This window comes from Kribbella sp. WER1, assembly GCF_054189145.1.
In genome coordinates this window covers 5,046,333-5,066,839 of the sequence record NZ_CM135186.1, presented here as the reverse complement: position 1 = coordinate 5,066,839, position 20,507 = coordinate 5,046,333, and the positions used below count along the sequence as shown (strand labels likewise).

At 69.3% G+C, this 20,507-nt stretch carries 23 protein-coding genes; 11 read left to right on the top strand and 12 right to left on the bottom strand.

Annotated elements, in window-relative coordinates; translation table 11 throughout:
* Positions 1–146 precede the first annotated feature (146 nt).
* Entirely contained in the window at positions 147–947 is an 801-nt protein-coding gene (locus tag ACXJJ3_RS24545; RefSeq protein WP_458171940.1) for a dioxygenase family protein, read from the top strand.
* A gap of 26 nt (positions 948–973) precedes the next feature.
* On the opposite strand, the gene ACXJJ3_RS24540 is transcribed toward ACXJJ3_RS24545, so the two are convergent.
* The 3 genes from ACXJJ3_RS24540 to ACXJJ3_RS24530 all read right to left on the bottom strand — a co-directional run bounded on the left by ACXJJ3_RS24540 (position 974) and on the right by ACXJJ3_RS24530 (position 3,099).
* Positions 974–1,159, bottom strand: a complete 186-nt coding sequence (locus ACXJJ3_RS24540; protein WP_458164187.1) for a hypothetical protein — start codon at positions 1,157–1,159, stop codon at positions 974–976.
* 92 nt (positions 1,160–1,251) lie between these two features.
* Positions 1,252–2,424 (bottom strand): alpha-amylase family protein, encoded by a 1,173-nt coding sequence (locus ACXJJ3_RS24535; RefSeq protein WP_458164186.1) that lies wholly within the window; start codon positions 2,422–2,424, stop codon positions 1,252–1,254.
* A 60-nt stretch (positions 2,425–2,484) separates the two neighbouring features.
* Complete coding sequence (locus tag ACXJJ3_RS24530; RefSeq protein WP_458171939.1) at positions 2,485–3,099, bottom strand: TrmH family RNA methyltransferase; 615 nt, start codon at positions 3,097–3,099, stop codon at positions 2,485–2,487.
* A 60-nt stretch (positions 3,100–3,159) separates the two neighbouring features.
* Here ACXJJ3_RS24530 and ACXJJ3_RS24525 point away from each other — a divergent pair, with 60 nt between their 5' ends.
* Positions 3,160–3,843: a DedA family protein gene (locus tag ACXJJ3_RS24525; RefSeq protein ID WP_458164185.1), complete on the top strand. Its 684-nt coding sequence runs from the start codon at positions 3,160–3,162 to the stop codon at positions 3,841–3,843.
* On the opposite strand, the gene ACXJJ3_RS24520 is transcribed toward ACXJJ3_RS24525, so the two are convergent.
* The 6 genes from ACXJJ3_RS24520 to ACXJJ3_RS24495 form a co-directional block, all read right to left on the bottom strand.
* Positions 3,840–4,250 carry a hypothetical protein gene (locus tag ACXJJ3_RS24520; RefSeq protein WP_458164184.1) on the bottom strand — a complete coding sequence of 137 codons (411 nt, stop codon included), beginning with the start codon at positions 4,248–4,250 and terminating at the stop codon, positions 3,840–3,842. The two genes, ACXJJ3_RS24525 and ACXJJ3_RS24520, sit on opposite strands and share 4 nt — an antisense overlap.
* An 88-nt stretch (positions 4,251–4,338) precedes the next feature.
* Positions 4,339–7,320 (bottom strand): BTAD domain-containing putative transcriptional regulator, encoded by a 2,982-nt coding sequence (locus ACXJJ3_RS24515; protein ID WP_458164183.1) that lies wholly within the window; start codon positions 7,318–7,320, stop codon positions 4,339–4,341.
* A gap of 244 nt (positions 7,321–7,564) precedes the next feature.
* The gene (locus tag ACXJJ3_RS24510; RefSeq protein WP_458164182.1) at positions 7,565–8,449 is read right to left on the bottom strand and encodes a LemA family protein; all 885 of its coding nucleotides are present in this window, start codon (positions 8,447–8,449) and stop codon (positions 7,565–7,567) included.
* Positions 8,450–8,586: 137 nt separating this feature from the next.
* The gene (locus ACXJJ3_RS24505; RefSeq protein ID WP_458164181.1) at positions 8,587–9,300 is read right to left on the bottom strand and encodes a hypothetical protein; all 714 of its coding nucleotides are present in this window, start codon (positions 9,298–9,300) and stop codon (positions 8,587–8,589) included.
* A complete protein-coding gene (gene pyrE / locus ACXJJ3_RS24500) occupies positions 9,300–9,845 on the bottom strand; it encodes an orotate phosphoribosyltransferase (RefSeq protein WP_458164180.1) in 546 nt (181 codons plus the stop codon). Before pyrE ends, ACXJJ3_RS24505 begins: the two co-directional genes overlap by 1 nt.
* Positions 9,846–10,046: 201 nt before the next feature.
* Entirely contained in the window at positions 10,047–10,664 is a 618-nt protein-coding gene (locus tag ACXJJ3_RS24495) for a class E sortase (protein ID WP_458164179.1), read from the bottom strand.
* 84 nt (positions 10,665–10,748) lie between these two features.
* Here ACXJJ3_RS24495 and tdh point away from each other — a divergent pair, with 84 nt between their 5' ends.
* From tdh to ACXJJ3_RS24460, 7 genes are all read left to right on the top strand, one after another.
* Positions 10,749–11,798, top strand: a complete 1,050-nt coding sequence (gene tdh / locus ACXJJ3_RS24490; protein ID WP_458164178.1) for an L-threonine 3-dehydrogenase — start codon at positions 10,749–10,751, stop codon at positions 11,796–11,798.
* Positions 11,798–12,982: a glycine C-acetyltransferase gene (locus tag ACXJJ3_RS24485; protein ID WP_458164177.1), complete on the top strand. Its 1,185-nt coding sequence runs from the start codon at positions 11,798–11,800 to the stop codon at positions 12,980–12,982. The genes tdh and ACXJJ3_RS24485 overlap by 1 nt, the downstream gene beginning before the upstream one ends.
* A 50-nt stretch (positions 12,983–13,032) precedes the next feature.
* The gene (locus tag ACXJJ3_RS24480) at positions 13,033–13,614 is read left to right on the top strand and encodes a hypothetical protein (protein ID WP_458164176.1); all 582 of its coding nucleotides are present in this window, start codon (positions 13,033–13,035) and stop codon (positions 13,612–13,614) included.
* A gap of 43 nt (positions 13,615–13,657) precedes the next feature.
* Positions 13,658–13,942 carry a ribbon-helix-helix protein, CopG family gene (locus tag ACXJJ3_RS24475; RefSeq protein WP_458164175.1) on the top strand — a complete coding sequence of 95 codons (285 nt, stop codon included), beginning with the start codon at positions 13,658–13,660 and terminating at the stop codon, positions 13,940–13,942.
* A complete protein-coding gene (locus ACXJJ3_RS24470) occupies positions 13,942–14,352 on the top strand; it encodes a type II toxin-antitoxin system VapC family toxin (RefSeq protein ID WP_458164174.1) in 411 nt (136 codons plus the stop codon). Before ACXJJ3_RS24475 ends, ACXJJ3_RS24470 begins: the two co-directional genes overlap by 1 nt.
* Positions 14,353–14,383: 31 nt before the next feature.
* A complete protein-coding gene (locus ACXJJ3_RS24465) occupies positions 14,384–15,469 on the top strand; it encodes a winged helix DNA-binding domain-containing protein (RefSeq protein WP_458164173.1) in 1,086 nt (361 codons plus the stop codon).
* A gap of 62 nt (positions 15,470–15,531) precedes the next feature.
* Positions 15,532–16,356 carry an aldo/keto reductase gene (locus ACXJJ3_RS24460; protein ID WP_458164172.1) on the top strand — a complete coding sequence of 275 codons (825 nt, stop codon included), beginning with the start codon at positions 15,532–15,534 and terminating at the stop codon, positions 16,354–16,356.
* Between the two features lie 13 nt (positions 16,357–16,369).
* Here the strand turns inward: ACXJJ3_RS24460 and ACXJJ3_RS24455 are convergent, their stop codons facing one another.
* Entirely contained in the window at positions 16,370–17,263 is an 894-nt protein-coding gene (locus ACXJJ3_RS24455) for a LysR family transcriptional regulator (protein ID WP_458164171.1), read from the bottom strand.
* 164 nt (positions 17,264–17,427) lie between these two features.
* On the opposite strand from ACXJJ3_RS24455, the gene ACXJJ3_RS24450 reads away from it, so the two are divergent.
* A complete protein-coding gene (locus tag ACXJJ3_RS24450; protein WP_458164170.1) occupies positions 17,428–18,414 on the top strand; it encodes a LysR family transcriptional regulator in 987 nt (328 codons plus the stop codon).
* Here ACXJJ3_RS24450 and ACXJJ3_RS24445 read toward each other — a convergent pair.
* On the bottom strand, positions 18,411–19,076 hold the full coding sequence (locus ACXJJ3_RS24445) for an NAD(P)-dependent oxidoreductase (protein WP_458171938.1): 666 nt from the start codon (positions 19,074–19,076) through the stop codon (positions 18,411–18,413). The two genes, ACXJJ3_RS24450 and ACXJJ3_RS24445, sit on opposite strands and share 4 nt — an antisense overlap.
* 79 nt (positions 19,077–19,155) lie before the next feature.
* On the opposite strand from ACXJJ3_RS24445, the gene ACXJJ3_RS24440 reads away from it, so the two are divergent.
* Positions 19,156–19,770 (top strand): TetR/AcrR family transcriptional regulator, encoded by a 615-nt coding sequence (locus tag ACXJJ3_RS24440; RefSeq protein ID WP_458164169.1) that lies wholly within the window; start codon positions 19,156–19,158, stop codon positions 19,768–19,770.
* Here ACXJJ3_RS24440 and ACXJJ3_RS24435 read toward each other — a convergent pair.
* Positions 19,735–20,502 (bottom strand): SDR family NAD(P)-dependent oxidoreductase, encoded by a 768-nt coding sequence (locus tag ACXJJ3_RS24435; RefSeq protein ID WP_458164168.1) that lies wholly within the window; start codon positions 20,500–20,502, stop codon positions 19,735–19,737. The genes ACXJJ3_RS24440 and ACXJJ3_RS24435 overlap by 36 nt on opposite strands.
* Positions 20,503–20,507: the final 5 nt, after the last annotated feature.

Genomic DNA, 20,507 nt, shown 5'->3' with positions numbered 1-20,507 from the left:
CCGACGCTAGACCAGATCGGTGCCTGGGTTCGAGGCTGTGGACGGGCCGGTTGGGCTCGATTAGCTTGGCTTATTGAAAGAGGAACTACTCACTGGGTGGGTGTGCGGCCTTGACGGATCTGCGGGGCGATGAACTGACGGAAGCGGTGGTGGGGAGTTTCACCGGGAGCGGGAGCGCGCGCTACCGGGAAGTGATGAGCGCGCTCGTTCGCCATCTGCATGCGTTTGCGTGTGAGGTGGAGCTGACCGAGGACGAGTACTTTGCGGCGATCGACTTCCTGACCAGGACTGGGCAGGCTTCCACGGAGACACGGCAGGAGTTCGTACTGCTGGCGGACGTGCTGGGGTTGTCGATGTTGACGGTCGGGCTCGGGAACCGGAAACCGCCGGCGGCCACGGAGTCGACCGTCTTCGGACCGTTCTTTGTCGAGGGGTCGCCGGAGGTGCAGCTTGGCGACGACATCTCGAACGGTGCGCCGGGGCAGCCGTGTCTGGTCCGTGGCAGGGTGCTGGACACCGACGGCGAGCCGATCCCAGGGGCGTTGATCGAGACGTGGCAGGCCGACGAGGACGGGTTCTACGACGTACAGAAGGACCTTGATCGGCCGCAGAACAGGGCGCATCTGAGGACCGATGCTGACGGCAACTACCGGTTCTGGGCGGTGAAGCCGGTGGCGTATCCGATCCCTGACGACGGGCCGGTCGGTGAGCTGTTACGGGCGGCCGGGCGTGGGCCGATGCGGCCGGCACACATCCACTTCATGGTGACCGCGCCTGGGTACAGGCGGCTGATCACGCATGTGTTCGCGAACGGCGACCCCTACCTGGCGACCGACGCGGTGTTCGGCGTCAAACAGTCACTGGTCGCCGATTTCGTCGAGCATCACGAAGACGGCAAGACGTTCTACACCGTCGACTACGACCTGGTCCTCGCGCCTGAGCGCTAGCAGGCGCTAGTAGGCGCTGGAGGGCGCTAGGCCGCCGACGAGGCGTCCGAGTGCAGGATCTTGTCCAGGATGGCCGAGATCTCCGCGGTCTCGGCGTCCAGGAGCGTGATCAGCGCGACCCGTGACGTCTCGGAGCGTGCTTCCAGGGCCGCCGCGCTCAGCGCGCGGACGGTGCCCAGTTCATGTATCAGTTCGTCCCACAGTGCGTTCATCGACAAAACCCCCATGTTCCCCGTCACCAACGCAGGACGACGGGAAGGCCTCACTTCTGTCATCAGGAACAACGGAGGCGCGCGGCCGAAGGTTACGAACTCGTCAAGAATTTCCATCCGTTCGCCGGAACGACCGGCGTGTCAGCGAGCGGAAACACCTGATCCTGATCCGAGACGTTGAGCAGCAACAGCACCCACTCGTCACCGTGCGTACTGCGCAGCGCGATCGTCTCGTTCGTCAGATGCTCCACGGCCGCCCGGGCGCGCACGAGCCACGGATGCCGCCGCCGTACGCCGATCAGCTCCTGGTGCAGGCGGTACGCCGGCCACCCGTACGGCGCGAGCTCGTCGGGACCACTCGGGAACGCCGGCCGGATCGCGTCGTCCCCGCCGGCACGCTCCTCCTTCAGTCCACGGAACGCCTGCTCGTCGCCGGCGTACACGCTCGGTACGCCGGCGACCGCGAACAGGATCGCCAGCGCATGCCCGAGATGCCGCTCGTCCGAGAGGCGTGAGGCCAGCCGGGTCACGTCGTGGTTGCCGACGAACGTCTGCGGGACGAACGTGTCCAGCAGCGCGTTGTGCCGCCCGAGCGCATACGACAACTCGAAGAAGTTGCGGTCGTTGAGCGAACTCCAGATCGCCTTCCACAGCTCGTACTGCGTGACCGAGTCAAGCCCGCTCTTGTCGACGTACGCGGCGTAGTCGCCGTGGATGACCTCGCCGAAGTACCAGACGTCCCGCTCCCGCGGCAGCACGGAGCGCCAGAACTCGGGCGGTACGGCGTACGCGGCGTCCAGGCGCCAGGCGTCGACGCCGCGGTCGTTCCAGTGTCGGAGCACGTCGCCGACGTACTGCGCGACCGCCGGGTTGCTGTGGTCCAGCGCGACCAGGTGTTCGTGTCCCTCGAATGTGTCGTCGCCGCGGAACCACTCCGGATGCACGAACGAGCGCGCGACGTGGTTGAACACGCCGTCGAGCGCGACCCGGAGACCGCGGGCGTGTGCGGCGGCGATCAGCCGGTCGAAGTCGGCGTCGTCGCCGAGTCGCGGGTCGATGCGGAAGTGGTCGACGGTGTCGTACCCGTGGGTCTCCGCGGCGAAGACCGGACCGAGGAGCAGCCCCGAGCAGCCGAGGTCGACCGCGTATTCCAGCCAGTTCTCCACCTGCGGCAGCCGGTGCACGACAGCCGGCACCGCGGTGGGCTCAGCTCCGGTGAAACCGAGCGGATACAGGTGCCACCAGATCGCGTGGTCAGGCCACATTGCGCCTCCTCAGCATCAGCGTAGGGACGATCGCGAGCAGACAGCCGATCGGCGCGGCTGTTACTGACCGAACGTGTGGTGTCGGATCCACGCGTGCATGGCGATCGCGGCCGCGGCGCTGGCGTTGATCGAGCGGGTTGAGCCGAACTGGGCGATCGACAGGACGGCCGTGCAGATCTGGTGGGCCTCCTCGGTCAGACCGGGACCCTCCTGCCCGAAGAGCAGCACACAGGCTCGCGGCAGGTCGTAGGTCTCCAGGGGGACCGAGCCTGGCAGGTTGTCGATGCCGATGACCGGCAAGGCGTGTTCGGCGGCGTACGCGGCCAGGTCCGGCAGCGTTGGGTGGTGGCGGACGTGCTGGTAGCGGTCGGTGACCATGGCGCCACGCCGGTTCCACTTCCGGTTGCCGACGATGTGGACCTCGGCGGCCAGGAAGGCGTTCGCGGTCCGGACCACCGAGCCGATGTTCAGGTCGTGCTGCCAGTTCTCGATCGCGACGTGGAACGGGTTCCGCTGCCGGTCCAGGTCCGCGACGATCGCCTCCAGCGTCCAGTAGCGGTACTTGTCCACCACGTTCCGCCGGTCACCGTGTGCGAGCAGCTCGGGATCGAGCCGCGGGTCGTCCGGCAGGTCGCCCGTCCAGGGGCCGACCCCGACCTCGTTCGGCCCCACCATGTCCGCTCCGCGTACGTCACTGCTCAGCTCGTGCACAGGTGGGGACGCTACCCTGTCCGCGTGCTTCCTCTTGTCGCGATGCTGATGCCCTCCTGGATGAACCCGGAGTACCTGCTGAACTGGCTGGGTGACTGGGCCCTCTGGGGCACCCTGGTCGTGGTGTTCATCGAGTGCGGGGTGCTGTTCCCGATCCTGCCCGGTGACTCGCTGCTGTTCGCGGTCGGCCTGTTCATCGCGCAGGGCACGATCCACGTGCCGCTCTGGCTGGCCTGCGTGCTGCTCACGGTGGCCGCGTTCCTGGGCAACGTGTCCGGCTACTACATCGGCCGGTTCCTCGGGACGTCACTGTTCAAGAACCCGGACGCCAAGTTCCTGAAACCGAAGTACATCGAGCAGACGCACGAGTTCTTCGACCGGTACGGCCCGCGGGCGCTGGTGCTGGCCCGGTTCGTGCCGATCGTCCGGACGTTCATCACGATCGTGGCCGGCGCCGGGCGGATGGACCCGAAGAAGTTCTTCCTGTGGACCGGGGTCGGCGCGGTCATCTGGGCGCCGGGCATCACGCTGCTCGGGCACGCGCTCGGCAACGTCGAGTTCATCCACAAGAACCTCGAGGCCGCGCTGGTCCTGCTGGTGCTGATCTCGCTGATCCCGATGTTCGTCGAGTACTTCCTCGCCCGGCGCCGCAACCGCAAGAACTCCGACAGCACCGGCGACGCGCCGAAGCACCGCGCCGAGGCCTAGTGTCCGAACGGGAAGTGCGGCTCGGACCAGACCCAGTCGGTGCTGAGCTGCCGTAGGTCGACGATGTCCACCGGCCCGGTCGGCAGCGGGCCGACCACCTGACCGGAGCCGAGTGAACAGGCCACCCGGATCCGGTCTGCCGCCTGGTACCAGACCAGCGCCCCCCGTGGCGCCGCCCCTTCACGGAGCAGGGCGTGGTGGTCGAGCCAACTCACCGCATCGGCCGCGTCGTGCCAGCCGCTGTCGTGCGCGTAGCCGAAGGCCATCCGCTGGAACTTCAGCGTCCAGTCCAGCCACGCCGCCGAACCGACACGTTCGAGCTGCCAGTTCAGCGCCGCCTCGGTGTCCCGCGGGTTCGCGACCCGCGGGACGTTCCGGCGCTCCACGGCAACCTCCCCCCAGGCCATAGGTATCCTCCCCGATCCCCCGTCCTCGGCCGGTCGTGCCGTGGCATGCTGAAATCCTGCCCGGTCGCCATACAGCCGTCGTACATTGCTAGCCCGCCGCGACGCCCGCCTCGGAACCCAAAAGCAACCGGCGGCAGTCGGCGGCCGCGGAGTCGTTGCCGGCCTGGTGCCAGACCCGCGCGGCGCGTTCGAGCGTACGGCGGGCGTTGTCGAGGTTGCCCGTCGACAGGTAGAGCTCGCCGAGGTACTGCGCCGCCTGGCCTTCGACGCTGCGATCCCCCAGCCGGTGGCCGACGTCGATCGCGTCCAGCAGCGTCTTCCGGGACGACGCCACCTCGCCGCGCTCCATCAACGCCCGCCCGAGCAACGCCCGGGTGTACGCCGCGCAGTGGTCGTCGCCCATCCCGTCGAAGATCGCCAACGCCTTGCGCAGTTGCCGTACCGCCTCGTCGTGCCGCCCCTGGTGCACCCGGAGCGCCGCGATCCGCCGTCGTACCTTGGCCTCCCGGTGCGCGTCGGCCCGCCGGACCGCGATCAGGAACGCCTGCGCCAGGTACGTCCGGGCGGTGGCCAGGTCGCCGCGGACCAGGTACACGTTCGCGGCCGCGGTCCGCGCCAGCGCCTCGGCGTTCGCGTTGCCGTCCTCGACGAACGCCTCGATCGCCTTCTCGTACTGCGCCAGCCCGGCGTCCCGCTCGCCGCGTTCCCGCAGCCAGGTACCGAGGCCGACCGCCGCGACGCCTTCGCCGAGCCGGTCGCCGACCTCCGCGAACGCCTGCGCGGCCGCGTCGAAGTGCCGCCGGGCGGTGTCCCAGTCGTCCTGGTAGACCGCGAGCTGGCCGAGGTTGCGATGCATGATCGCCTCGGCGTGCCGGTCGCCGCACGCGATCGCGCTCTGCAGGCCCTGCTGGTGCGAGCCGTTCCAGTCGTCGAAGCCGGCCCGCAGGTCGAGGTACGGGCCCCAGGCGGCGGCGATCCGCCAGGCGTACTCGTGCAGCCCGTTCTGCGCCGCGGCCCGGATCGCCGGCACGAACGTACTGCGCTCGCTGTCGAACCACGCGATCGCGTCGGTCTCGGTGAACGGCGACGGGTCCGGCGCCGTCAGCGGGCCGGTGTGCTCGAGGACGCCGAAGTACTCGAAGGACAAGGCGTTGTTGGCGCGGCGGATCTTGTTCAGGATCGCGTCGACGACCGTCTCCACGTCCCGGACCGCCTGCGCGCGCTGCTCGTCCGTGCCGACCGCGAGTGCGTGCAGCCGGAGCAGGTCGTGCACCCGGTACCGCGCCGTACCGCGGTGGTCGACCGAGCTGATCCGGACCAGGTTGACCTCGATCAGCCGGTCCAGGCTGCGCCGTACCGCGGCCGGGGACGCCACGGCCTCGAGCGCCCGCGCGGAGAAGACGCCGACCGCGAAGTGCCCGATCAGCCGGTACAACCGGGCTTCCTCAGGGCTCAACGCGTCGTAGCTCAGGTCCGCGCTGGTCCGTACGGCGAGCTCGCCGATACTCAGCTCATCCAGCCGGGACGTCTCGTCCCGCAGCCGGCGCGCGAGCTCCCGCGCGCTCAGGTCGGGCCGCTGTGCCAGGCGGCTGCCGACGATCCGGATCGCCAGCGGCAGGTTCGCGCAGGCGGCCAGGATCTCCTCGGCCTCCGGCGACGACGGGTCGATCCGGCCGGGGCCCGCGACCGACGCCAGCAGCCGGGCCGCCTCGCGGTCGTCGAACGTGTCGAGCGGCGTACTGTCCGCGCCGGCCAGGTCCATCAGCCGATTGCGGCTGGTCACCACCACGGCGGACGCGCCGGTACCGGGCATCAGCGGCGTGACCTGGCCGGCGGTCGCCACGTCGTCCAGGATGATCAGCACCCGGCGGCTGGCCAGCTCGGACCGCAGCATCGCCGAACGCCGTTCCGGATCCGTCGGGATCGCGAAGTCCGGCAGGTTCAGGCTGAGCAGCAGGTCGGTGAGGGCGCCGGCCGGGTCGCGCGGGTGGGTCGCGCCGTGCATGTCCAGGTAGATCTGGCCGTCCGGGAAGTATTCCCTGACCAGATGGCCCAGCCGTACCGCCAGCGAGGTCTTCCCGGTACCTGGTGCACCGGAAATGACAGCAACGGGCGGCCGCACCGGATCACGACCGCAGACGAGGTCCCGCAGCTGCTCCAGCAGCCCGGCGCGTCCGCTGAAGTCAGCCAGGTCCAGGGGCAGCTGGCTGGGCGGCCTGACCGGGTCTTTGAGCTCAGGAGCGGCCATAGGTCCCGGCTGCGCCGCCGGGCTCGGACGGTCCGCCGTACGGTCGGCCGGGATACCAGGGTTGGGCCAGTTGGCCGAACGGCCGTTCTCGGCGCGGGTACCAGCCGCTTCCAGCTCAGGACCCGGCTTGATGTCCAGCTCGTCCGCCAGCGTCTGCACAGCCTTCGCGTACGCCGCGCGCGCCTCGCCGACCCGGCCCGCGGCCACCAGGGCGTCCACCAGGCGCCGCCACAGCTGCTCGTCGTACGGGTCCTCAGTGAGCCGTGCACTCAGCAGTACGGCGGCACCGCTGGCGTCGCCGTACTCGAGCCGGAGGTCCAGCAGGCTGTCGACCAACCCGCGGTGCTGCGCCTCCAGGCGGGCGATCGAGCCGTCCCAGGCCGCCGGCATCGGCAGGTCCTCCAACGGACGCCCGCGCCACAGCGAGTACGCCCGGGACAGCACCTGCATCGCCTGACGGCCGTCACCGGCGTCCCGCAGGTGCCCGCCCTCGGCCAGCAGCGACTCGAACAGGCTGGCGTCGAGCTCGTCGACCCCCACCTCGATGCTGTAGCCCGCCGCCGACGTGTCGATCGGCGCGGGCAGCCCGGCGTCCTGCAGCACCCCGCGGAGCGCGCGGACGTACGTCCGGATGTTGGCGGTCGCGGACCGCGGCGGGGTGTTCTCCCAGAGCGCGTCCGCGATCAGGTCGGTCGAGACGAACCGGTTCGGGTGCAGCAGCAGCGTGGCCAGCAGTTGGCGGGGTTTCGCGGCCTTCAGCGGCTGCCCCTGCGCGTGGACGAGCCGCAGAGGTCCGAGGATCCCGTACCTCAGACTGTCCACTCGCTCGACCTCTCCACTCTGGAACCGACCTTGGTCCTGTCTGGTGATCCAGCGCCTCATCGTGGCATCCCGTACTGCCCGGCGGGAAGGCCGATGTACGCCGGATGTATCTCACTGCGACAGGGTTGTCCCAGGTACCGGGGGGAGGGCAGGCCCGGAGGTGGCGACTTGACCGCCGTCACACCGGGCCTGGCACTGGGAGCGAGTCCGGGATCGGGGGACCTGGACCACGGGGAACCGGTGCCTACTGGCCACCGGTGAATGGCGGCTGACCGTCCTGTGGCGCGGGGGAACCCGCAGGCGGCCCGCCCACCGGTGGCTCTCCCTGGTACCCCTGCTGCTGCGGCGGCGCCGGGTACCCGCCGCCCTGCTGACCCTGGTACGGCTGCTGCGGCGGCTGCTGCTGGGCCGGCTGCTGCTGGTACCCGCCCGGGATCTGCTGCTGCGGGTAGCCCTGCTGGTAGTTGCCCTGGTCACCCGGCATCTGCGGGTGGATCTGACCCGACGACGGGGCGCCCGGCTGCATCTGCGGCGGCGCCTGCTCACCGGCGACCGAGCCGATGGTGCCGAACGAGACCTGCGGCACCGCGCGGACCTGCTCGTCCTTGACCTCGAAGTACCCGGCCTTTTCGAACTTGAAGCCGTTCGCGATCAGGTTCGACGGGAACGCCTCGATCCGGGTGTTGTAGTCGCCGACGTTCGCGTTGTAGAACCGGCGGCCGGCCGCGATCCGGTCCTCGGTGTCGGTCAGCTCGCGCTGCAGACCGAGGAAGTTCTGGTTGGACTGCAGCTGCGGGTACTGCTCGACCGAGATCATCATCTGACGCAGCGCGCCGGACAGCTCACCCTCCGCGGCGGCCCGCTGCTCCGGGTTCGCGCCCTGGGTGTTCACCGCCTGGGTGCGCAGCCGCGCGACCTCCTCGAACACGTGCCGCTCGTGCGCGGCGTACGCCCGCACGGTCTCGACCAGGTTCGGGATCAGGTCGTACCGGCGGTGCAGCTCGACGTCGATCTGCCGCCACGACTCCTGGATCAGGTTCCGCTGCTTGACGAACCGGTTGTACGACGTGATCAGCAAGATCGCCACGATGACGACGACCGCGACGATCGCGATGATGACCCAAAGCATGACAAGAGCTCCCGAGAGTTGGCAGTGCTGAGAGCGACTCTACGGGTAGGTGGTGTCTACCGGTCCCACGCCGCAGCGAGCAGGTGCCGAGTGCCGCGCAGTAGGCGTGGGGCCGGTAGACACCACCTGACTGGTGTCTACTGCTGGGGATACTGCTGGCGTGGGTCGACGCCCGCGTAGTCGCGCCAGACGTACGGCGGGACCTGCTGGAGTACCTGTTCCAGCAGCGAGAGGCGGTTCATCACCTCGGCCGGATCGTGGGCGCCCTTGTCCCAGCCGACCAGCGAGTTGCCCTCCATCCGCCAGCCGATCTCGCCCCGGGCCAGCAGCAGCTCCATCATCCGCGGCGTCACCACCGCGTGCCCGAACCGCTCGTCGTCGGCCTTCACCCGGAACGCCCGGTTGAACTGGTCGCTCTCGAACTGCAGGTCCCGGAACCCGAACGCGTTCGCCACCGCGCCGCCGAAGATGCCCTCGTGCGTGACCTCCAGGTGCGGCAGCGGCCCCGGCATCTGCAGCACGACCACGCCGTACTTGTGCGTGGTCGTCGTACGGCGACCGTGCGAGTCGGTCGAGTGCGTCTGGTAGCTGTAGTCGAAGGCAACCATCTGGTGCCCGTTGAACGGCCCGGACAGCACGTTCTTGACCTGCCAGTGGTCACCGGTGTTGAACGGCGTACCGCCCCACTGGCCCGCCAGCGAGTTGTTGGACGGCAGGTACGACCAACCCTGCTGAGCCGCGAACCCGCTGAACTCCTCGCGCCGCTTCTTCGCCCGGTAGTAGTTGAAGTAGAAGACGCCACCGCAGACGACGAGCGCTACCAGGAAGACCAGGATCGTGCTCGACTGCATCAGCTCAGCCCCAGGTCCTCGAGTCCGAACACGGTCCGGTATTCCAGCCCTTCCGACTCGACCCGTTCCTGGGCGCCGGTCGAGCGGTCCACGATCACCGCGACCGCGACCACCTCGGCACCGGCCTCGCGGAGCGCCTCGACCGCGGTCAGCACCGATCCGCCGGTCGTCGACGTGTCCTCGACCGCCAGCACCCGGCGGCCCTTGACGTCCGGGCCCTCGATCCGGCGCTGCAGGCCGTGCGTCTTCTCGGCCTTCCGGACCACGAACGCGTCGAGCGTCCGGCCCTGCTGGGCGGCTGCGTGCAGCATCGACATCGCGACCGGGTCCGCACCGAGCGTCAGTCCACCGACCGCGTCGTACTCCAGGTCCTTGGTGAGCTCGAGCATCGCCGGGCCGATCAGCGGCGCGGCCGCCGCGTCGAGCGTGATCCGCCGCAGGTCGACGTAGTAGTCGGCTTCCTTGCCGGAGGCCAACGTCACCTTCCCGTGCACGATCGCCTTGCTCTTGACCTGCTCCAGCAGTCCGTCCCGGTCGTAGCTCATGAGCCTTGAGCTTAAGCGACCGCCCGGTCACTCCCGTCCCCGACCGCCATTTGAGTGGTTAACCCCACGAACGTCCCCTTCACCCCTGGCATGCGAGCGGCGAAGGGGCACGTCGACGGGTTAACCACTCAAATGGCGGTCCACTCAAATGGCGGTCCGCGAGTTGTGCGGACGGTCCGGTGTCAGGGAGGCGGGCGTCGACTACTTCTTGCTGACCTTGACCAGGTGGCCGAAGGCGACTGAGCGGTTCGGGGAGTGGAAGAGGTCCTGGCAGGTGGTCAGGGTGATGATCGAGCGGGTCGGGGCGGTCCGCCGGCCCGGGACCGGATCCAGTACCCAGCTGTCGTTCGGCTTCACGGTCAGGTCGCGCGGGGAGCCGTCCAGTTCGTAGGTGTAGACGGCGGCGGCGGTCTCGACCACGACCTGGTCGCCGCGCTGCAGTTCGAGCAGCTTGCGGAACGGCGAACCGTGCGTGACCCGGTGCCCGGCGATCGCGAAGTTCCCCGGCTGACCGGGCAGCTGGGTCTGCGGGTAGTGCCCGATCCCGCGCGCCAGGTCGTCCGCGGCCACCCCCTCGACGATCGGTTTCTCCCAGTCCGCCCCGAACCGCGGGATCCGCAGCAGTGCCAACGGCTGCCCGGCGGCGGGCGTCGCCTTCACGGCCGGCTTCTGCCACTGTTCACGCAGCGTCTCCTCGGCCTGCCCCATCTGCTGGTTCGCCGCGATCCCGGTCCCGAAGTACTGCCAGCCGATCCAGCCCAGCAGGCCGAGCCCGCCCAGCAGGAACACGATTCCGAGTCCCCTGATTACTCCCCGCACACGGGTAAGTATGCAGCTTGGCTGCAAAGCCTGTGCACGACGTGTCGATGGACGCCGATGGTTGCCGCGGACGACGATGTGGTCATGAAGGCGCTCGTGAAGGCCGAGGCGAAGCCCGGCCTGTGGTTGCAGGACGTTCCCGAGCCGAAGATCGAGGCCGACGAGGTCCTGATCAAGGTCCTCCGGACCGGGTTGTGCGGCACCGACCTGCACATCCAGAACTGGGACCCGTGGGCGCAGAAGAACGTGCCGGTGCCGATGGTCACCGGGCACGAGTTCTGCGGCGAGGTGGTCGAGGTCGGCGTCGGCGTCCGCGACGTCGCGGTCGGCGACCTGGTCAGCGGCGAGGGCCACCTGGTCTGCGGCCGCTGCCGGAACTGCCGGGCCGGCCGCCGGCACCTCTGCATCAAGACCCGCGGCCTCGGCGTCCACGTACCGGGCGCGTTCGCGGAGTACGTCGCGCTCCCGGCCACCAACGCGTGGGTACACAAGGACCCGGTAGACCTCGACGTCGCCGCGATCTTCGACCCGTTCGGGAACGCCGTACACACCGCGCTGTCCTTCCCGCTGGTCGGCGAGGACGTGCTGATCACCGGCGCCGGGCCGATCGGCGTGATGGCCGCCGCGGTCGCGCTGCACGCCGGTGCGCGGAACGTGGTGATCACCGACCTGTCGGAGTACCGCCTGGACCTGGCCCGGAAGATCGGCGTCACCCGCGCGGTGAACGTCGCCGAGGAGACCATCGCGCAGGCCCAGCAGAGCCTCGGGATGCGCGAGGGGTTCGACGTCGGGATGGAGATGTCCGGGCAGCCGGCCGCGCTCCGCGAACTGCTCGCGAACATGACGCACGGCGGCAAGGTCGCGATGCTCGGGCTGCCGGCCGACGAGATCGCGATCGACTGGGGCACCGTGGTGCTCAACATGCTGACGATCAAGGGCATCTACGGCCGGGAGATGTTCGAGACCTGGTACTCGATGTCGGTGATGCTGGAGCGCGGCCTGGACCTGACACCGGTGATCACCCACCGGTTCGGGTACGGCGACTTCGAGCGCGCGTTCGACGTCGCGCGGCAGGGGCAGTGCGGCAAGGTGATCATGGACTGGACGACGGCGACCCTGGAGGAGAAGCACTGATGTTCGGGCGGATGCGGGACGACCTGACGGCGACCATCGGCGAGATCCGGGACGCCGGGCTGTACAAGTCCGAGCGGGTGATCACGTCACCGCAACAGGCGCTGATCTCAGTTGCTACCGGCAACGAGGTGCTGAACTTCTGCGCGAACAACTACCTCGGCCTGTCCGACCACCCCGACGTCGTCGCGGCCGCCAAGGACGCGCTGGACCGGTGGGGCTTCGGGCTGTCCTCGGTGCGCTTCATCTGCGGTACCCAGCAGATCCACAAGGACCTGGAAGGTGCCCTGAGCAACTTCCTCGGCACCGAGGACACGATTCTCTACAGCTCCTGCTTCGACGCGAACGGCGGCCTCTTCGAGACGCTGCTCGGCTCCGAGGACGCGATCATCTCCGACGAGCTGAACCACGCCAGCATCATCGACGGCGTCCGGCTCTCGAAGGCCAAGCGGTACCGGTACAAGAACCGCGACATGGCCGACCTGGAGGCGCAGCTGAAGGACGCCGCCGACGCGCGGTACCGGCTGATCGCCACCGACGGTGTGTTCTCGATGGACGGGTACGTCGCCCCGCTGGACGAGATCTGCGACCTGGCCGAGCGGTACGACGCGCTCGTGATGGTCGACGACTCGCACGCGGTCGGCTTCGTCGGCCCCGACGGCGCCGGTACGCCGTCCCTGTTCGGCGTGAAGGACCGCGTCGACATCGTCACCGGCACGCTCGGCAAGGCCCTCGGCGGCGCGTCCGGCGGTTACGTCTCCGCCCGCCGCGAGATCGTCGAGCTGCTCCGCCAGCGCTCCCGGCCGTACCTGTTCTCGAACTCGCTCGCCCCGTCCGTGACCGCCGCGTCGCTGAAGGCCCTGGAACTGATCGGCACCTCCAGCGCCCTCCGCGACAAGCTCGCCGCGAACACCGCGCTCTTCCGCACCAAGATGACCGAGGCCGGCTTCGACGTCCTCCCCGGCGACCACCCGATCTCGCCGGTGATGATCGGCGACGCCGCGGCCGCCGGACGCCTCGCGGACAAGCTGCTGGACCTCGGGATCTACGTGATCGGCTTCTCGTATCCCGTCGTACCGCAGGGCAAGGCGCGCATCCGGGTCCAGCTGTCCGCGGCGCACTCGACCGAGGACGTGGAGCGCGCCATCGCGGCGTTCATCGAAGCTCGGAACTCGTTGGCCGAGTAGGCGTCCAGGCCCGCTAAAGTTGCCCGGTCCGTCCCCGGGTGAGGAGCCTCATGCGCCATTTGGTGGCCGTTGTCGGAGTAGTGAGTGCAGTGTTCGTTGCGGCGGGATGCGGCGCCGACGAAGGGCCGGCCACCACGGCGCCGTCGCCCGCGTTGTCGAGCAGCAAACCGACGATCCAGCCGCCGGACGAGGCGCGGTACCGGCCGCCGACCACGGCCCCCGCCGTACGCACGGCCCCGGCGGCGCTGACCCCCGCCGCCGCGGGAGCGAAGTACCTGCAGATCACCCGTCCGTACAACGTCGCGCTGGAGAGCTTCGAGAAGGCCGCGAACGAGAACATGTCGGTCACCACCCTGCAGAACCGCGCGAAAGCCGTCGCCGCCGCGAACCTCGCCGAGTCCCGCGCCCTGCTGAAGGTCACCTGGCCGTCCTCGGTCTCGAAACAGATCAGCGCCCTCGCGAACGCCGACGCCGCCGCCCACCCGCACTGGCTGAAGGTCGCCGCCGCCGGCACCAAGTCCGAGATGTCCGATCACCTGAAGGAAGCAACAGCCGCGGCCGGCAAGGCTCCGTCCGCGCAGATCCGGCAGATCCTCCGCCTCCCGAAGTACGACGAGAAGGACTACAGCTGACATTGGTACCAGCTCGCGGTACCAATGTGGTACCGTTTGACGCATGGCCATGAACCTGAGACTTCCCGAGGAGACCGCAGCGGCTCTGCAGGCCGAGGCTGAGCGCACCGGCCGGTCTCAGCAGGAGATCGTCCGGGATGCGATCGGCCACCGGCTGCACCTGATCGTCGAACAGTCTCTGGAGGCACAGATGACCGAGCGCCAACGCGCCTGGAGCTCCCGCACTGTGCAGCCGGCCCGGGTGCCCTACCGCAAGGTGCGACCGCGCCTGCGACTGCCGAAGGGCACCACGAGCCTCGACCTGCTCGATCGGGACGACCGCTTCTGATGCGGGTGTACTTCGACAGCAGCGCCCTGATCAAGCGGGTCGTCGCCGAGCCGGAGTCCGACGTACTGATCGACTATCTCGACACGTGCTACCGAGCAGGCGATGTGCTGGCCTCGTCCTCATTGGCGTGGGTCGAGGTCTCCCGCGCCGTTCTCGCACGGGTGAAGTCACCGGCCGACGCCGGCGAGCTGATCGACGACGCGATGTCCGGTATCGACGAGCGGCCGATGACCGGCGAGATCGTCAGCGTCGCCCGCCGGATCGAGCCGATGATCCTGCGCAGCCTCGACGCGCTGCACCTGGCGACAGCTGTCCTGGTCGACGCCGATGTCGTGGTGACGTACGACGACCGGCTGGCGGACGCCTGCCGCCGAAACGCGCTCGCCGTTGCATCACCGGGGATCGGCTGACTTTGTCGGCGCCGGCGGGCAGGATGCGGGCATGGGTGTGATGAGTGGGCGGGCGGTCAACCGGGCGACGCTGGCGCGGCAGTTGTTGCTAGCGCGGGAGGCGGTGCCGGCCGTCGAGGTGGTGGAGCGGCTGGCGGGGATGCAGGGGCAGGAGCCCAAGCATCCGTACGTCGGGTTGTGGTCGCGGGTCGACGGGTTCGAGGAGGACGAGCTCGACCGGGCGGTGGCCGGGCGGGACGTCGTACGGGCGACGTTCCTGCGCGGGACGTTGCATCTGGTGACGGCGGCGGACTATCTGCGCTTCCGGGTGACGGTGGCGCCGGTGCTGGCGGCGGGGATGAAGGTGCTCGGGGAGCGGGCGGCGGGGCTTGAGCCGAGCAAGGTGGTGGCCGCTGCGGAGAAGTTGCTGGCGAAGGAGCCGTTGACGTTCACCGAGGTGCGGGATGCGCTGCAGCAGCAGTTCCCGGACGTGAACGAGCGGGCCCTCGGGTTCTGTACGCGGATGCTGGTGCCGCTGGTGATGTATCCGGCCGACGTCCGCTGGTCCTGGACGGCGAACTCGCGCTTCACCCCGGCCGAGGAGTGGATCGGCGAAAAGCTGCACCAGCAAGCGGAGGTCGCGGAGCTGGTCACGCGGTACCTGCAGGCGTTCGGCCCGGCGACGCCCGCCGACTTCCAGACGTGGTCCGGCCTGCAGAAGGCGAAGCCGTTGTTCGACGAGCTCGACCTCGAGACGTTCCAGGACGAGAGCGGCAAGACGTTGTACGACGTACCCGATGCGCCTCGGCCGGAGGCGGATACGCCGGCGCCGGTGCGGTTCCTGCCGGAGTTCGACAACCTGCTGCTGTCGCACGCGAAGCGGGAGCGGATCATCGCGGACGAGTACAAGCCGGCCGTGTTCACGAAGAACCTCCGGGTCAAGGCGACGTACACCGTCGACGGCTTCGTGGCCGGGCTGTGGACGAGCGAGCTGAAGCGCGGTGTGGCCACTCTCACGCTCACGCCGTTCGGCAAGACGCTGAAGAAGACCCAGGCAGAGTTGGAGCGGGAGGGCAGCGGGCTGCTCCGCTTCCTCGAGCCCAACGCCAAGACCCATGCGGTGGTTACTGCCGGTTAATGAGGTTGTTGTCACACGTCAGATGACTGGGCCGGAAACCTTTTGCCGGGTGGAATGGGCAGATGAGCACAGTCCCCTCCATCACTCTGGACAACGGCGTCGAGATCCCGCAGCTGGGCCTGGGGGTCTGGCAGGTCGAGGACGCGATCGTCACCGACGTGGTGACCGCGGCCTTCGAGACCGGCTACCGGCACATCGACACCGCCGCGATCTACGGCAACGAGGCCGGTGTCGGCCGGGCCATCGCCGCGGCCGGGCTGCCGCGTGACGAACTGTTCGTCACCACCAAGGTGTGGAACTCCGACCAGGGCTACGACAGCACGCTGAAGGCTTTCGACAGCAGCCTCGAGAAGCTCGGCCTGGAGACCGTCGACCTGTACCTGATCCACTGGCAGTCGCTGCAGCGGGACCTGTACGTCGACACCTGGAAGGCGCTCGAGCAGCTGTACGCCGACAAGCGGGTGCGCGCGATCGGCGTCTCGAACTTCCACGAGCCGGCGCTCCGGCGGATCTTCGAGGAGACCACGATCCGCCCGGCGGTGAACCAGATCGAGCTGCACCCGGCGCTGCCGCAGGACGAGCTGCGCGCGTTCAACGCCGAGAACGACATCGTCACCGAGGCGTGGAGCCCGCTGGCTTCCGGTCAGCTGCTCGGCAACGCGGCGCTGGACGCGATCGGCACGAAGTACGGCAAGTCGCCGGCCCAGGTGATGATCCGCTGGCACCTGCAGCTCGGCAACGTGGTGATCCCGAAGACCGTCACGCCGAGCCGGATCCAGGAGAACTTCGAGGTCTTCGACTTCGCCCTGGACAACGACGACATGGCCGCGATCGCGGACCTGGAGACCGGCGTCCGCACGGGCGGCGACCCCGACGTCTTCGGCTAGGGCCTGTTGGGTGCTACACCAATTCGAGAAAGCGCGCCAGGACGGGCGAGCGGTTGTCCGGCGACCAGGCGACGGAGAGTTGCCAGGGTGGTAGGTCGTCGGACAACTCGCGGTACACCACGGCGTCCGGGTTGGACGGCGGTGTCGGACCGATCAGCAGCGAGACGCCGAGCCCGGCCGCGACCAGCGACACGATCGTCTGGACGTCGGCGGCCTCCTGCTCGATCCGCGGCGTGAACCCGGCCGCGCGGCAGAACCCGACGATCGTGTCGTACACGGCCGGCCCGCTCGACCGCGTGTAGAACACGAACGGCTCGTCCGCGAGGTCCGCCAGCCGCAGCCGTTTCCGCCGCGCCAGCCGGTGCCGCGCCGGCAACGTCACCAGCACCCGGTCCTCGGCGACGACTCGCGACGTCAGCGCGGGCGCGAGCTGTACGACGGCGCTCCCGCCGGCCGGCGTACTCGGCCGCATCAGCCCGACGTCGATCCGCCCGTCGCGCAACGCCTCGGTCTGCCGGAGCGTCGTCCACGCCTCCAGGTCCAGCACGACCTCCGGGTACGTCTGCCGGAACGCGCCGAGCAGCCGCGGCAGAACCTCGAACGTCGCCGACTGCACGAACCGCAGCCGCAACGTCCCGAGCTCCCCGCGCTGCGTCCGCTGCGCCGCGCGCACCGCCTCGTCGGACCGCCGCAGCAGGTCCCGCGCCTCGGCCAGGAATGTCTCCCCCGCGGCTGTCAGTACGAACCGGCGCTTCACCCGGGCGAACAGCTCGACGCCCAGATCGCGTTCCAGGGCGGCGATCTGCCGACTCAGCGACGGCTGGGTCAGGTGCAGCCGGACGGCCGCGCGTCCGACGTTCATCTCCTCGGCCACCGTCACGAACGACCTGAGCTGCCGCAGTTCCATCCCACCATCATGCACCAGTTGCATGAACTGTGCGCACAACTTTCATTGGACGTATCAACGCCGGATTTCTACTGTCGAAGACATGCACTACGTACCGTTCACCGTCATCAAGTCGATCCACGAACAGACCCACTCCGCGATGCCCGACGCCCCGCGGCGTCCGCATGTCCCCAAGCGCCGTCCACTCCGCGACGCCCTCCAGCGGCTGCGCGAACGCCGTACCGCTTCCCGCGACGTCGTGTGCCAAGCTGAGGACCGTGATCGAGGTACGACGCCTGCGGGTGTTGCGCGCGCTTGCTGACCACGGCACCGTGACCGCGGCCGCCGAGGTGCTGCACCTGACGCCCTCGGCGGTCTCCCAGCAACTGGCGGCCCTGGAGACGGAGGTCGGCCAGGAACTGCTCGAACGCCGCGGCCGCCGGGTGGCGATCACGTCCGCCGGCCGCCTGCTGCTCGCCCACGCCGACACGATCCTGGCCGAGGTCGAACGCGCCGAGGACGCGATGCGGCTGCACGCGAACGGCGCGAACGGCGAGGTCCGGGTGACGGCGTTCGCCACCGCGATCAGCCTGCTGGTCGCGCCCGCGCTGACCCGGCTGCACGAGACCAGTCCCGGCCTCAGCCTGGTCGTCCGGGACGCCGAAGGCCACCAAGGCATCACCCAACTCCTCGACGGCGACGCCGACCTGGCAATCGCCGTCGAACACCGCGGCTCCCCCCGCCCCGACGACCGCCGCCTGACAAGAATCCCCTTGTACGCCGAGCCCTTCGTCGCGGTCCTCCCCCCGACCCACCCCGCCGATTCCCCGATCGAACTGGAGGCGCTGGCGAACGACGACTGGGTGATGCCGGCACCGGGCAATCCGATCCGCGACGTCGTCCTGCTCGCCTGCGAACAGGCGGGCTTCCAGCCCCGGATCGTGCACCAGTCCGACGACTTCCGCGCGGTCGCGGCCCTGGTCGCGGCCGGCGGCGGCGTCTCGCTCGTCCCCCGCCTCGCCGTCCCCGAACCGACCCTCGCGCTGATCCGCCCACTCCCCGATCCGGTCCCCACCCGCCGCGTCTACGCCGCCGTCCGCACCAGCCGCGCCGACCACCCCTTGATCACCGCGACCCTCGCCGTCCTGACCGAGGTCGCCGAGAAGCTCTAGTTGGAGATCACCACGGTCTTCCGGACGACGGAGGTGTCGTCGATCGCGTTGAGCATGTAGGTGGCGACGTCGGCGCGGGTCATGCTGAAGCCACCACGGACGCTGCCTTCGGTGTTGCTCCGGAAGGTGCCCTTCGCGGGCTTGTCGGACAGGCGGGGCGGGCAGCAGATCGTCCAGTCGACGGTGCTCGCGCCGATCAGTTCCTCCATCCGGCGGGCGTCGGCGAATCCCTCGCGGAGCAGGCGTTGCAGGATCGGCTTCGCGACGTACTGCGTGAACAGGTCGTCGTTGCCTCCGTGGATGCCGGCCACGCTGACGACCAGGTACCGGCGTACGTCGCCCAGCGCCTGCAGCACGCTGGTCGCACCGGTGGTCAGCACGTTGCTCGGGCCTTTCGGGCGCGGGCCGAGCGCGGACAGTACGGCGTCCTGACCCGCGATCACCGGGGCGATCGACTTCGGGTCCATCACGTCGGCCGTCACCACCTCGGCCAGGCCGCCGGCCACACCGGCGCGGGCCGCGACCAGCCGGAGCTCCGGGATCGCCACTTGAAGCGTCGAACCCTCCCGGACGACGGCCGTGACCTCGTGCCCCGCCGCCACCGCCTGGCGCACCAGTTCGGTCCCGATCCGCCCGGACGCCCCGAACACCACCAGCTTCATCGTCACTCCTCCAGGTTAGTAAACACTCACTCACCATGGTTAGTGAACACTCACCAACCTGTCAAGGTAAGGTGCGGACGTGGGCACCCGAGACGAGATCCTGGACGCGGCCGCGGACGTGCTGCGGACGCAGGGATACGCGCGGGCCACCACCCGCTCGATCGCCCAGGTCGCGGGGTACTCCGAGGCCGCGCTCTACAAGCACTTCGCGGACAAGTCGGCGATCCTGCTCGCGGTCCTGCACGAGCGGATGCCCGAGCTGCCCGGCTCGCTGAAGGAACTGATCGGCAACCCCGGCAGCGGGACGGTCCGCGGCAACCTGGCCCGGCTGGCCCGGACCGCGATCGACTTCTACATCGAGGGTTTCCCGATCCTGGTGTCGCTGTTCTCGTCGCGCGAGCTGCTGACCGCGCACCGGCTCCGCCTGGAGGAGCTCAACGCCGGACCGCATCGCGCCCAGGAGGGCCTGGTGCTCTACCTGCGCGAGGAGCAGAAGCTCGGGCGGATCCGGCGTACCGCCGATGTGCCGGCCGCGGCGGCGTTGCTGCTCGGGGCGTGCTTCCAGCGCGGCTTCGAGGTGAACTTCACCGGCACGGCCCCGACACCCGCGGACACCGAGCGGTACGCCGCGACGCTCACCAAGACGCTCTACGAATCGCTACGGCCGGCGGCGTCCGTCCAGGCCCACGGTTGACACCCGCGCGATCAACGCCCGCGGGGTGAACCGCGCCACGGCCGCGATCAGCTTGTACCGGCGGCTCGGGATCGAGATCGCCTTGCCGCGCATCAGGTCCTTCCAGGCCGCGTCGACCAGGTCGGTCGCGTCCAGCCACATGAACGACGGGATGACCGACTTGTCCATCTCCATCCGCTCGTGGAACTCGGTGTGCACGAACCCGGGGCACAACGCCATCACCGCGACGCCCTTGGCGTGCAACCCGGTCGCCAGCCCGGCGGAGAAGCTCGTCACCCAGGCCTTGTGCGCGCTGTAGATGTTCCGCTGCAGGAACCCGGCGACCGAGGACACGTTGATCACCGCACCCGAACCACGCTCGATCATCGGCAGTACGGCGGCGTGCGTCAGCCGCAGGACGACCCGGACCAGCAGGTCGAGCTGCTTCTCCTCGACGTCGACCGGGTTCTCCCAGAAAGGCCTCTTCTGCCCGAAGCCGGCGTTGTTCACGAGTACTTCGATCGGCCCGCTCCGGAAGCGCGCCTCGACACGGGCCAGCTCGTCGGCGTCGGTCAGGTCCGCGGCCAGCACCTCGCACTGGACCCCGTGCAGCCGCGTGATCTCGGCCGCAACCTCCTTCAGCCGCGCCTCGTCCCGGGAAACCAGCACGAGGTCGTACCCCTCCAGCGCCAGCTTCTCCGCGAACGCCCGACCGATCCCGGTCGCCGGCCCGGTCACGAGCGCAGTCGACATGCTCC